The sequence below is a fragment of the Morganella psychrotolerans genome, from assembly GCF_001676055.1.
Classification (GTDB): domain Bacteria; phylum Pseudomonadota; class Gammaproteobacteria; order Enterobacterales; family Enterobacteriaceae; genus Morganella; species Morganella psychrotolerans_B.
In genome coordinates, this window is sequence record NZ_LZEX01000001.1 from 238,902 (window position 1) to 252,652 (window position 13,751).

The window sequence follows — 13,751 nt, forward strand, 5'->3', positions numbered from 1 at the left end:
GAGCAATCCTCCCAGGCGTGGTTAAATCAGGGCTTATAATCATCACCGGAGCCTGTTTTTGTTATGTCATCTTCCCCGTCACCATTAACCCCGAAAGGGCAGCGCCGCCGCCATGCAATTTTAGCCGCCGCTGCAGATGTCTTTATTCTTCATGGCTACGAGGGAACGACGCTGGATATGATTATTGAACAATCAGGCGGGTCACGCTCCACACTTTATACCTCGTTCGGGGGGAAAGAAGCGCTGTTTCTGGCGGTGATAGAACATCTTATCTGCGGGATTTTTGAAGAAGAGAATGATACCCCGGATATTGCTCCGGAGCCGGAAGCTCTGTTATATGACTGCGGCAGACGTTATCTGAACAGCATTGTTCATCCGCAATCACTCGGGCTGTATCAGTTGATTCTTGCGGAATCCCAGCGCTTTCCGCAAATCAGCGAGCACTTTTATCAGGCAGGGCCTCTGCGGACATCACAACAATTAGCTGCAAGGCTGAAAGCCATCCCCGGGACCGATGCATCACAAGAGACATTACAGGCTGTCGCCGCGCGTTTTCTGGAAATGCTGAAAGCGGATCTTTATCTGCCGGTATTCAGTCAGCGCCATGAAAAACCCACCGCCGAATTTATTGAGAAACAACTGCCGTTATCCGTTGAGATAACGGCCTGTTATATTCGTCACCACCTGACCTGCCAATAGGCGGCGGTAGCAATCAGCATCTGCGTTCAGCCGTTCAGTTCAGCGGCTTTTTCACGCGCGGTATTCAGATCGTCTGCGACAACAACCGGCACGCCATAAATTGCCGATGCCATTGGTGCAAATTGTTCCAGCGCCGCTTTATCCTGTACATCCTGGTTAACTGTCAGGATCATTGCCCGGCAATACTCTGCCATTTTGTCCTTTCCGGTTTTTAACCAGCGGCGGACATATTTACGGGCATCCATATCTTCCTGTGTATCCGGTTTTTCCGGTGCGTCTTTCGGCGGATAAATCAGTGAAAAAGCCGTCTGTTTTCCCAGCAGCACATCCAGCTCTTTTACCCACTGCTCTGTTTGCGCCATATTTTCCGGGAATGCAAGCATAGTCACTACCGGAAATTCGCTGATATCCATATGAATAAAGGTAAACTCTGACATAAAAACTCCGAATCTTATTTTGTATTTATCGGTACAATATTGACCAATTGGTCTTATGTCAACAAATAAGAATGATTTTCACTTTCATCCGCACGAATTATCCGGCTTTTCCCTGCACAGCTTCATTTCTGTTTACTACACAATTATATGGTTTTTACCCGATATCTACGTAATTGTGCGGATATTCATATTATTCTTATATATAAAACAGGATACTCCGGGGCATAGTGACCAATTGTTTATACCTATCCGCCCTACCTACACTATAAGGTTTATAATGAAAAAGCTGACGTTAATTTCCCTGGGATGCCTGTTTTCTCTGACCGCTTTTGCGGCAAATGCAAGCAAGGTATGTGATGAGTATTTCACCGAAATAGACGGTATGGTGAAACTCGCAGAGCAGGAAGCGAAAGGTAATGCCGATGCCACCGCACAGGTTAATGCGATGAAACAACAGCTTGAAACCGCCAAAACACAGATCAAATCTGTCCCGCAGGAAACACAGGATATGGCATGTCAGCAAGGGCTGGATGCATTAAAGGAATTCAAAGCCACAGCAAATAAACCGTAGTTTTCCTCTGTTCCGCTGCATTAAAAAAAGTTCGCTGACGGTAATGTCGGTCAGTTGCTTAACTGACCGACATTGGCTTGTTTAAGGCTATTTTTTTATTTTACAGTACAAGATATCTGTTTCAGCGATTGTAAGCATGCTGAGACTGATACCACCATAACAAACTGAAGATGGATGCAGACAGTGCCAGTGATGAGATGGCTGCCGGTGTGGCTCTGTTATTTGAACCAGACAGAAGCGGTGCGTTTTCATCTTGCTCTCCTTCCGCAATATTAAACGTTTCAGGTATATGGGAAGTTGCGCCTGATTCACCATTGGAAGTTTCGCCTGACTCACCGAAATTATATGTCTCCTCTTCCAGCTCATCCCAGCAATTATCAAACTCTCTCTGTATACTCTGCATGCCATCCTCCACCTCGAATATGAGTGATGCATTATCGATCTGATAGGCAAGTGTCGGAAAATCCCAAGGTTTGCCATCATTGATATCACCCAAAGGATCCCATTCCACAGCAGGATTATCCGCCCCCATATCTTCAGGATAGCTCGTCAACGTTGACTCCGTTAAATTAACTCTGCACGGAGAGTTTTCCGTTTCACCGGAAAAACCGCTTGTTTCCTCAGCCAGAAGTAACTGCATTTCCATCTCATCAACACCACTTTCAGCACCTCTGAAACGCTGCAATGCGGAACGAATCCTGCCGGCAATACCCCTGATTGCCCGCCCTATCCCGGCAATACCATTGATCACCGACACCAGCGGACGGGTTAATAATCTGCCGGCACTGCGCAACCGATCACCGACACTCTGCCGCAATGCAGAAGAAGTCCTGTACACCTGAGATGCCATTCTTCGGTATTCGAATGGAGCCCCCGACTCCTGCATCTCAATGGTCTGTGACATCAGACCGGCAGTATCCCTGTATGTCGCAGGATTATTATGCACCATACAATAGGCATTCATGCCATCCGCTATTCCCAGCGGATCAGGTGAAATCCAGCGGCATAACCACGGTGCATAATAACGGAATCCGTAATCATACAGTCCGGTCAGATTATCCCGTTCTTTATTACTGTAACGGTGATATTTATATTCTGCCTCACTTTCACTCCGCGAACTGAAAAGTGAAGTACCGCCGAACGGATAATATTCTTCCTGCGTAATAATATCGCCCTCAGCACTCAGCTCAAGTGCGACAGATCCCTGCGCATCAAGACAGTTATAACGCATCAGAGAAAGCGGTATTTCTTTCTTTTCCGGCTCCCGCTCAGACAGGCATACCACCGCCGAATGACCAGCCAGCGGAAAGCTCAGTGAATAATGACTGCCCTGTGGTTTACCTTCATAATCATACTCACACAAACGCATGCCGGAAATATATGTCACGGTTTCCCGGCGGCGGGCCTGAGTGATACCGTCAGCAATCCGGCTGCTGAGTTTGCTGCAGCGCTGACCACTACTGTCATACTGATAAAACTCATAGTCTGTCGCCCCGTTTGCCCGCCGTGCGCCATCCGCACGGACAAGTTGCTGCTGTGAGTCGCGGGTAAAACGCACACCGTTACTTTCTTTAAGATGACCGAAACTATCAAAAAAGCGCTCCACTTCATACGGAGAAACCGGTTGCGGTAAACTGCGATTACTTTGCGGTGAAACAGAAAAAACCTGAGTCCGGTTATTTTGCCCGGCACTGTGACGAAGCTGCGTCATATTGCCCGCATTATCATAATCATACCATCGCTGGTAATTCACTAATTGATGTGACCCGCTAACAAGCGGCGTTATTGTATTTTTGCCGCTATTCAGTGCTTCACGACCCGCAGCACGACGTAACCGGTAGCAGGAATCATAGTGATACTGATTATGTGCCGTGATCTGCTGATTATTGAAATACTGATCCTCCCGGCCCACGTCATAACGTTCTGTGACATTTCCGGCGGGATCATACTGATATGAAATATCCTGAATCGGATAATGTGTTTCATTACCGCCCTGACGCCAGGTTGAAATCCGCAGCAGCCGTTTTGTGAAATGTTCCTGAGAATAATAACGGGTAACACCATTGCCCAGCATTTCCTGCTGACATGCACCATTCGCATGATAATCGGCTGACATCAGCAATGCGTGCTGATGCCCGCCCTCATCGGTCAGATGACTGCTGATAAGCTGTCCGCGCCGGTTGTAATTATTGCAGCGGGTATAAACAGAACGTTCCTGCCCGGATTCATGACAAGATAACGATAGCTGCCGGACGGCACCTGATGCAGATAAATCATTACGGTTAATCCACGTCCTCATCTCTGCTTCCGGCGGATGATTCAAATCAACACTCCGGTCACGAACTGACCAGAAACGACGGTTGAATGTTTTATTTTTGCCGGCGATATCAAACGCTGTAAATGTTTCAATTCCGGCACCATTGTGTATCTCCGTACACTGCCCGCGGCAATTATATTCTTCGGCATTATCAACGCCATCACCGTAACGCCGGGTCTGTAATAAGATCGCCTCTGTTCCGTCCAGACTGTGCAGTGACAACAAACGTCCGGTACGATCATAGGTAAAACGCTGGTTGACAGCCCCCTCTCCCGGATTTTTTGTTGTCCATTCCGGCTGGCCATCAGCATGCAACAGGTTTAATGATTCACCACTGTCGATACTGACCTGGTGGATAGGCTGTTGCAGTAAATCCGTGGCAGAAACGAGATTCTGATATCCATGTTCATTTCCCTGTTCCGATACACTGAAACGCGGATCCGCACACATCTGCATTTCACCTCTTTCTCCGTACTGATAACGGGTTATCAGTACATCGGGTATATCTGTACTGTTTTCCCGGTTAAAATCCACTGTCCGCGCAGTCAGCCCTCTGGGATCAAATACGGTCATCCGGGGCGTGTCTGCGCAAAGTTCACCAATTTCAGATAGATTCATGATATTTTTCCTTATACTTTCGGCGGAGTCAGAGTCATTTCAAAACATATCTCCTGCAACTCAATAATCTCCGGCTGATAAAATAATCCCTGCTGATCCTGTGCAATCCACTCCATTTTCAGACGATAGTTAAATGCATTCTGTTTTAATTGCTGAATCTGTTTCGTTGGCGAGCACCTGCATATTGTCGTACCATCCGGGCGGTTAAAATTAAAATGTGTATTTATATTGCCTGCTTTGTTCTTCACAGATACGGCAATAACCTGATTCTGAAACCAGTGATAGTAATGTGTTTCCCCGGGGATAGTTGAAGTATCAACAACTTCCTGATCAAAAAGCTGCCGGCTCATAAGATGCTCATTATTGTAAGTATCATGAATCTGCCGGAAAACAGCCGGGCCGTCGGGATATAGCGGAGGAGACTGAATAATCTGAATAACCTGATGTCCGTGAGAATCATAAATAAATGTTTTTATGGTTTTTCCGCCATCCGGCGTTGTTATCGTCATTCTGACAACATTCTGTTCTCCGCCATATTCATACTCTTCTTTATAACCATCAGAACGGATACGGGAAATCAGCTTGCCATCCTTATTCCACGCATATTTTTCTGTTTCCGGCCACCCAGCCTTAAAAGGACAATGTGTCAGCGAATCCAGACGGGGGGATTTATCCTTATAGCTATAACTGATAATATCGCTGATGCCTGAACTGAAACGCCGGGTACTGCGAATAATTAATCCGTCTTCATTATATTGATAGCTTTGACCGGACAGTATCCTGCCCATATTATTTGTCAGTGACAAATCACCACTATATTTGCAATCCGTCAGTTCATCTAAGTTATTAAACTGACGTAATTCTTTATAATTACGTTCACTCCTTTCCTCACTATGACGACTGCCGTCAGGAGGTGAAAATAGATTAAGCTTTGTCATTTCAACACGATCATTAACGTCATAGTTAAAAATCAATGTGCCTAATGTCTCCCAGTCATCGTTCTTCCTTACACCTAAAGGATCAAGTAGTATATTACCTGATAAAATTTCAGTTTTATTTACATTCCCTCTATCATTATAATCATAACTGTAACGTAATTTTGTATATAGCAGAGAGTTACTTTTTACACTATCAGCCACATACGTATTAACATAAATATCACTCAGACGGTTGTTTTTATTATATTCCGTTTTACAAAAACACCTTACCGTCCCATTAACCACAGACCATATATACTCTATATTACCATTTTCTTCATTATATTGATAAATTTCACGACATTCATCATTCCCGATTGAAATGATTTTTCTTTCCGACCAATCAACCCGGTTAAATACATTACTGGTAATCAGCATCTTACTTTCCCTCTTAAATTATTCCTGTACGTTCAGATGATTATTTTTTAATTTAGTTATCATTGTCATTATCTCCGTACCATACCTGTGGCATTGCATAAGGTCTGAGAATATCCCGCCCCGGCGTCAGAGTAATACAGGCATCCGGCAGCCAGGTTTCCCGTCCGCCATTGAAATAATAGCGCTGAATATTATCAGCATACCTTTTCTCTGAATCCGGTTTATCAATTTCAGTCATTTGCCCGAAAATTCCCCGCTCCACACATAATAAATCACGGTTACCGGATGCGGCTGATATATTATTCTGACGCTGAAACAGCCGCAGAAGATCAAAACCAGAGGAGATTGTGTCATTCTCATCATAGGCCAGATTAAACCAGGGGAAATAGCGCTGATAACGTAAATACCCTTCCGCATCTTGCACAAATACCGGTTTATTCTGTGCGTCATATCCGGTTATTTCACACGGAATAAGATCTGACAGTCTGATATCAATAACAGGGTCGCAGTGGTCAGAAAACCAGGGTCTGAAACGACGAATGATATTGCCGGATAATGTAGTTTCCGGCTCTGGCATAATCCGCCAGCGGGTATCTGCCATCACCTCTTTCAGCTGATTATCGTCCTGCAATAATACGCCGTCAGCACAGGGATAAGCCGCTCCCGGCACATCCCGGCTGAACTGCTGCCGCGGATGCCCTGCACCATCAAAGTACGTAATATCAATTGCGCATGGCGCCATATCCGGTGTTCCGGGGTAATCTGACGCACTGATAGTCATCATCCATGCCGGCAGCGGATTATCTCCCGTCAGCTCATTTTCGTGATACAGAGTGACAGAGGACAGCCCGCTTAACAGTGCTTCTGATTCCTCAATCGCCTGCGCTAAGGTAAGCGGCTCTGGCGGTATAAATTCAGATACCGGTTTAAATCCGACTGTTTTACCGCCTTCTGTGCCATACCGGCTGGTTGCGGTAATATCACCAAATGCATTTAAACGAATCTCACTGGTATTATTATTGATGTCATAAATACGAACAGGCTGCCAAAAACGCTCATCAATGTCTGTCACCTGTATTTTCTGGCCAAATTCATCCGTGAAACTATCCGCCATTCTGTAATAGGTGTTGTAATGAAATAGCTGAACGCCGCCGCGTGTATTTTTACTTTGTGCCGGTAAATAAAATCCCTCCGCATCCAGATACGTCAATGTGCTTCCTGATGATATCCAGACAGATTGCCCCAATTCTTCCGGTGTTCGTTTCTGATATCCGGCCGCACTCAGTTGCTGTGCCAGTTCATCATCACTGAGATGTGTATGATATGGCTGTAATGTGGCGTCATTAAACACCGCCTGTTCATCACCGGTAATCCGGGGCGGATAATTAATCTCTGCGCCGTCCTGCTGGTAGCATGCTTTCTTCCACGTCAGCAGTGTCCGGGATTTACCCGCCAGCGGACTGTCCTGCGCCTGTAATATTTCCCGGCTGAATAAGGTATTGCCGTTCATTTCACTGCCGGTCAGAGAGACACTTTCCTGCCAGTTACATTCAGGCAGAACCGGCAGCCAGCGATCAGGCGTGATCATACTCAGTGAGCGGCGGCGGGTTTCAGTAAACCAGCACAGGGTTTGAGCATCATCGAATGAATTCTGCCACTGAAGCGGGGTGACCGCCGGATAGGAATTTTCCTCAGACTCACTCTGGCGCGGCAGGAAAACAGTTATCTCATGTAACGCTTCGCCGAACTCAGAGTAATCCATGACAATATGCTGCTGACAGGCGGTGTCTTTTTCTGACCGCTGATAATTAATGCTCAGAGTTTCCAGTAATAATGGGGCTGCGCAGATAATATCGTCATTCTGCTGAAGCAGGCGGGCCTGATAACGGTGCTCCTGCACAGAAAACGGAACAGTAGTATCTTCCGAATCAAATAATTCTTCCCGCAATAATGCACCTTTCAGGGCATAATGCAGAGACGGTGCGGTGCTATCCGCGACTATCTGATCTTTATTATCCCGCCAGTGTGTCAGTAAAGAATCTGACGTTACCGGTAATGAAAAATATCCTTCACGTTTTACCGCATCACCCACAGCACCGGTATGATACCAGCGGCGCAACAGACGGGGTCTTTGTAACGGCGTATCGTTGCGGTTGTTACTCTCATCACAGATATCTGTTTCATCAACCCGGTGATAGCCGCAATAATGGCGTTTATCCGTATCATAGCGTCCGCCACGGTAACAATAAGTTGTATGCCGTTCCTGACGGGCTATCAGATCCCGGCGGTGTATACCGGAAAGCAGGGATAAGCGCAGCGGAAGCTGACTCCGGCGTGATGGCTCTGCCAGTTTCTCATCCAGCCAGTAATCTGCCGAACTCCGGTAACTGAGCTGAGTATAAAATCCACGGTGATTGGTGATGGTTTTCAGCAGCCACGGCTGCTCAGATGTCAGATTCAGCCGCCAGTGACGAGCTCCCATATGGCGTTCACTGACCACCAGACTGACGCCTTGTCCGCTCAGCGCGGCAAACTGCAGTGTATTGAGATCATCCCAGGCAAAATCGTCCGGCCAGCTGATCAGTAATGGTTCTGCAAATCCGTTACCGGACAGATTACGGTAATAGTTCAGCCCCGCCGGGGTCGCATAGAGAAGATCATCTGTACCGCTGCCGTCAATATCCGTCATATAAAGGTGCTGCGGACGAAACTGCGTTTCCTTATCAATCTCTCCCGGCAGATGCAGTTCAACCGCTTTGCCGAACTGTCCGTAACCGTTTCCCGGCCAGCAGGTGACACTGTTATACCGGATGCGGGTTAAGTGCGCCCCCCCACTGCCAAGCGGATTCGCCAGCGCAACCCATTCACGGGCATCAGAAGAGGGTAATGGCAAGCACTCGTCATTACAGGTGATAACCGCCGGTTCAAAACCCTCGCGGTTATTGGCATAAAAACGCACGGTATGCGGGCCGATAAGGGCAATTCCCATCAATCCGTTACCGGCTAAGTCAGCAAACTGGCTCTGCGGATGAAAAAATTCAGACGGAAAAGCGGAAAACGGGGTAAAACTATTTTCCTGCTGCTGCGGATTCAGTGTAAAAAAGCCGTTCAGATCCGGACGTAATATCACCCATTCAGGGAATCCGTCACCGTTAATATCCGCCAGCAGGTTTTCATCTCCCTGCTCAGAAGGGATCAGCGGCAGCGGCTGCCAGTCCGCATATTCTGTTCCGTCCGGTGTCACCTCACTGCGTACCGGCGCCTGATATCCCCACACACCTTCATGCCGGGATAACCATCCCGCATAACCTTCACCGTATAAATCCACCAGCAACCCAGTGCCGCGATCCACTTCCGGCCAGTTCATCAGCGGAACATAATCCGTCTGTCCGGTTGTCAGTTTAGCATCCGTATAGGTAAAAGCGACCGGGGGTTTTTCAGCAACACGGAGCGTATCACTAACCGTTTCATACGCCAGCCGGGTAATACGGCTCAGACAGGTCATGACCGGGCTTTCGGTATACTCAAACAGGTAGCGGTTAACCATCACCGGGTCACGTTTCAAATCATCCGCTTTGCGGGAAAACATCAGAATTTGGCGGCATAACCGGCGGCAGCGAGTTTCAAAACCGGCGGAATAGAGTGAAAACGGATCACGGCGCAGCAACCAGCCGGATTCAGGAGCAACGGTCCACGGCGGGACTTGCGATTTCTGTAATGTTCTTTCGCCGTAATCAAAAACAATGTGCAATAAAAAAGCGTCCGGCGCGGGCATGTCCCCCGCCAGACAATACAGAGTCCCGTGAGCTTTTACATTCGCATAATCTGTCCGTTGCGGATAAAGCCGGTTATTTCCGCCCCGCCGTTCCCCGTCATTCACCCCGGTATCATCCTCCCGGCGGTAGTGAAAACAGATATGCTCACCGTTAACGGCCAGAAACTCTTCCTGATACCATTCACTGATCCGCAGCGGGTCAGTTTCATCTGCCACCCGGGCACCAGCGGAATGCCCAAAACAAGTGATCGAGCCATCACTGTGGTATATCAGCCAGAACTGCTGTGATTTATCGGTTTCGCCCGCCCAGCGCTCAATCCGCTCATAACGGTTTTCAGTCTGTGCGCGGTAACGACGGACGGTATAAGGTTGTTCAAGAGTTATCCCCTGACAAACCTGAATGTTACTCCTGACTTCAGGCAACCCGTTATCATCACGGTATTCCGTTAATTCCCCGCCATCCGGTGCAAGAAAAATATCATCATCCTGATAGCGCGGTACACCGTGAAGTGTGCTGCGGGAAATACAGGCAGTCTGCAATGACCAGCCGATACCGGTTTCACCGTTGCCCGATGCGCAGCTGTAATAAAGAGAGCATGATGGTGCTGTCCCTCTGCCGGCGCATACCGCAAGAGGAATATTTGCTGTGGCCATCCCGTCAGCACCGGCACCTGTCACGGTTTCTTCCATTCCTCCCGGAGAGACATTTCCTGAAGGTAAAGACGGCGGCGTTATCGTAACAGCGTCACCGGACCAGATAGTATTTTCCATAACCTTACCTTTGTCTGTAATAGATAAAACAAAAACCCGGTACCGCACATGCGGTACCGGGTCTGGTTATTACTGTTCCGGGGAATAGGTAGCCAGTATTGTTTCTTTATAGGTATTCAGCGGCAGCGGGATCGCAATTGCGCAATAAAACGCATCTTCATCCTCGTCGAGATATTTTGTACTGATAACCGCAAAACCGTTATCTGTCGGCTGGTTGCAGGATAAAATACCGGTTTCAGTATCCAGCGTTGCACCACCGGATTCCAGAACCGTCCACACAGTATCCTCTGCCGGTATTGCGCTTTCCGTATCATCAGGATCAGGGCAATAGGTGAGCTGTACACTGTTTTCCGGCACATTCTCATATGATACCCGGATATATCCGGTTAACAGCACATTCCGGACTAAAATCAGTGCTTCCGTCGTTGTCCCCGTTTTATCCGTCACTGAAACACGTTCGAGATTCAGTTTTAGTTTCGTGTTCCTTTTACCGGCTGTATAGGTATATTCGTTATTGCTGACCCCTGCCAGCGTTGAACCCTGCGGGTTATCGGCCAGTGTCCAGGTCAGTTCCCCTCCGTTCAATGATTCCGCCGTTAAAGCGGAGGATTTGCCCGGCAAAATAACCTGATACGCCGGTGAAATATTCACACTATGAGCAAGAACAGAGACCAGAGCATACACTTTGGTGTCCCCTTTTTCGGCACACACCACCACATGGCGTACACCTTCCGTAATTGCCTTAGCTTGTGGTGCGGTATATTTCCCGGTTGCGGCATCAATATGCCCTAAATCAGCGTTGGTATTGCCTTTTTCGGAATCAGAAAGGCTCCATTTCACACCGCTGACTTCAGGGGTGGTTGTAAACTGATATATTGAACCGGCAACGATATTGATTTCAGTCGGGGTGACAGCAAATGATTCAGAGCCGGGAGCTAACTTCCCCTGCACCAGCAGATCACCGGGAAGATGAGCCAATTCAGAATGAAAGTAATTCGAGCCGGGAAATAATAAATTACCTAAAACAAATGTGTTTACAAGCGGAAGATTATACTGATTGAAATAATTAAAAAATTCAGTTTTTATATCCCCCGCAAATTTATCTCTAAGTATTTTCGAAATCTCCTCCCTAATATATATATAAAACTCACCCAATTGACCACTACTATCATCAGGAATAACTGGCACATCATAAGAATTAATATTTGCATCCTCATTTACATCTTTATTTACACCCTCATTTACATCTTTATTTACACCCTCATTATAATCTATATTTAAATTATAAAACTCAATGTGAACCATATCACCAACATCCCGACCGGAATGAATTAAAGAAATATTACTTTTCTCATTTAAATCAACACTTGCTTTGTAGGGGATATTGATGGTTAAATTCATATCCACTGAGCCTTTATAATCCTCATAATATACTTCATCCAATATAGCCATTGCATGAATATCAAAATAAATCTGATGTAAAAAAATACTGAACTTACTCACCAATTCACTTTCATCACCAGGATTTATATAACCCGGGGATAATTTATATATTTCATTTCCATTTCCAGAATCAAAAAAATCAAAGTTAACGTTAACTTCAAAAGAAAAAGTATATTTTAAAGCAAATGTACTACCATCAGCAATTATATTACTATATTTCCCTTTGGCTGCCTCTAATCCCGATAACGAAGCAGCATCATTACCCATACGATATTTTTTAAACGTAACAGGGAAATCATCGTCTCTGAACTGGATATTATCCAGTACCTGATTGTTACTAACTACCAGCGCACTGGTATAACCATCCGCCAATAACCAATTCGCTTCAGTCCTTCCCGGCTCTGAGTCACTGCCTTTCATCTGCACAAATAACACCACCGCGCCATCGCCTTCATCCTGCGAGCCGCGGGATGCTGTGTTCGGCGCCCCCATGGTGCGGATAACAAACTCATCCGGCTGGAATTGTTCATGTTCATAATTACTGATGGTGCCCAGTTTATAGATCCGCTGTTCTGGCGGGGTTGCCTCAAAAAGGCTCTTAAAAATGCCGCTGATAACATGCTGCTCTACATCATTCACCACCAGGTTATTGGTAAAGTGATCGCCCTCTCTAATATCAAACTGCACCTCACCAATCTTACTTACTGACCCGGGTGCTCTTGACAACGGTACCTTCATACTGATAAACGGGGAATTCAGCGGGGTGATTTTTTCAATCTTATTAACACGGTAAGATCCGTCATCCGCTTCCTGTGTAAAAACAATCATCCCTTTGACAAAATCCCAACCGACCTGCGCCATTGAATCTCCGGTGCCTGTACCGTCGAATGACAGATGCGGGGCGCTCAGTATCAGGTTATGTGTCTGTAACCGGCTGACGCCTGATGAATCCATAATTTCATTCAGCGGCGCTAACACATTACCGGTAATAAACCGCTTAATATGCTGCTGTTTCAGCAGCATGTTGGCCTGCCCGCGCTGATAAACGACAACCGCATCCCAGCCGTGGGTGGTGGTTTTACCGGCCATGTTGGCCAGTAAATCTTTCAGCGGGTAACGCCCCTCTTTTGCCGCAAAAATCCAGTTCACCTCACCGGCAGAGATGTTCAGCATCACCTGTGGCCGTGAATCAGGCTGAATCATCAGTGTAATCTGTAACGGACACTGATCCGTCACCGCCTGAACGGCAACGGCCAGTTTCGCCAGTCCCTCTGCCGCCGGCATACTTTCAGAGCGATGCTCCTGACCGGAAGCTTCGGGTAACCGCCACCGTTCATTTGCCATCTCCGCCGGGCGCTCAGTTAACACCAGTTCAGCCCCCAGTTCCTGTGCCCGGAACTGCATTTTTTGTAAGGCCACTTCGGTTTCTGACAGCGATGCTTTGTCTGTTTTCAGCCTCGCAGTTAATTTACGTTTCCCTTCCGATTGCCCCTGAACCCTGTTCAGCGAAATGCCTTGTTGTTTAAACTGAGACTGAATATCTGACAGTAATAATGTCAGCGCTTTATTATTATCATCGTTTATTTTTGCTGATTTCTCGTTTTTTTTAATAACATTAATTTGAGCATCTTCATTTGAAGAGAAATTAAAATAAATACATGCCCGGATTTTATCCGCTGTATCTATTAATTTACCAAAGATACTTTTTGATTTTTCTGACATAGCATTCTCCATATATAATTAATATGTATTTTATTAATCACAC

General features: G+C 46.6%; 7 protein-coding genes. 2 read left to right on the plus strand and 5 right to left on the minus strand.

The window, feature by feature from the left end; translation table 11 throughout:
• Positions 1 to 63 precede the first annotated feature (63 nt).
• Positions 64 to 699 (plus strand): TetR/AcrR family transcriptional regulator, encoded by a 636-nt coding sequence (locus AYY17_RS01105; RefSeq protein WP_067420594.1) that lies wholly within the window; start codon positions 64 to 66, stop codon positions 697 to 699.
• A gap of 26 nt (positions 700 to 725) precedes the next feature.
• Here AYY17_RS01105 and AYY17_RS01110 read toward each other — a convergent pair whose 3' ends face one another.
• Positions 726 to 1,136, minus strand: coding sequence for a hypothetical protein (locus AYY17_RS01110; RefSeq protein WP_067420596.1), 411 nt, complete (start codon positions 1,134 to 1,136; stop codon positions 726 to 728).
• A 277-nt stretch (positions 1,137 to 1,413) separates the two neighbouring features.
• Here AYY17_RS01110 and AYY17_RS01115 point away from each other — a divergent pair, with 277 nt between their 5' ends.
• Positions 1,414 to 1,707: a DUF5339 domain-containing protein gene (locus AYY17_RS01115; RefSeq protein ID WP_067420598.1), complete on the plus strand. Its 294-nt coding sequence runs from the start codon at positions 1,414 to 1,416 to the stop codon at positions 1,705 to 1,707.
• Positions 1,708 to 1,828: 121 nt separating this feature from the next.
• Here AYY17_RS01115 and AYY17_RS01120 read toward each other — a convergent pair whose 3' ends face one another.
• From AYY17_RS01120 to AYY17_RS22010, 4 genes are all read right to left on the minus strand, one after another.
• Positions 1,829 to 4,642 (minus strand): RHS repeat domain-containing protein, encoded by a 2,814-nt coding sequence (locus AYY17_RS01120; protein WP_067420600.1) that lies wholly within the window; start codon positions 4,640 to 4,642, stop codon positions 1,829 to 1,831.
• A gap of 11 nt (positions 4,643 to 4,653) precedes the next feature.
• Positions 4,654 to 5,580 carry a hypothetical protein gene (locus AYY17_RS01125; protein ID WP_235845234.1) on the minus strand — a complete coding sequence of 309 codons (927 nt, stop codon included), beginning with the start codon at positions 5,578 to 5,580 and terminating at the stop codon, positions 4,654 to 4,656.
• 469 nt (positions 5,581 to 6,049) lie between these two features.
• Positions 6,050 to 10,543, minus strand: coding sequence for a SpvB/TcaC N-terminal domain-containing protein (locus AYY17_RS01130; protein ID WP_235845235.1), 4,494 nt, complete (start codon positions 10,541 to 10,543; stop codon positions 6,050 to 6,052).
• Between the two features lie 69 nt (positions 10,544 to 10,612).
• Complete coding sequence (locus tag AYY17_RS22010) at positions 10,613 to 13,708, minus strand: hypothetical protein (protein ID WP_235845236.1); 3,096 nt, start codon at positions 13,706 to 13,708, stop codon at positions 10,613 to 10,615.
• Between the last annotated feature and the right edge of the window lie 43 nt (positions 13,709 to 13,751).

Bases quoted from the DNA above. Each gene is read 5' to 3' on its own strand.
- AYY17_RS01105 (WP_067420594.1), top strand. From the start codon at position 64: ATGTCATCTTCCCCGTCACCATTAACCCCGAAAGGGCAGCGCCGCCGC.
- AYY17_RS01110 (WP_067420596.1), bottom strand. From the start codon at position 1,136: ATGTCAGAGTTTACCTTTATTCATATGGATATCAGCGAATTTCCGGTA.
- AYY17_RS01115 (WP_067420598.1), top strand. From the start codon at position 1,414: ATGAAAAAGCTGACGTTAATTTCCCTGGGATGCCTGTTTTCTCTGACC.
- AYY17_RS01120 (WP_067420600.1), bottom strand. From the start codon at position 4,642: ATGAATCTATCTGAAATTGGTGAACTTTGCGCAGACACGCCCCGGATG.
- AYY17_RS01125 (WP_235845234.1), bottom strand. From the start codon at position 5,580: ATGACAAAGCTTAATCTATTTTCACCTCCTGACGGCAGTCGTCATAGT.
- AYY17_RS01130 (WP_235845235.1), bottom strand. From the start codon at position 10,543: ATGGAAAATACTATCTGGTCCGGTGACGCTGTTACGATAACGCCGCCG.
- AYY17_RS22010 (WP_235845236.1), bottom strand. From the start codon at position 13,708: ATGTCAGAAAAATCAAAAAGTATCTTTGGTAAATTAATAGATACAGCG.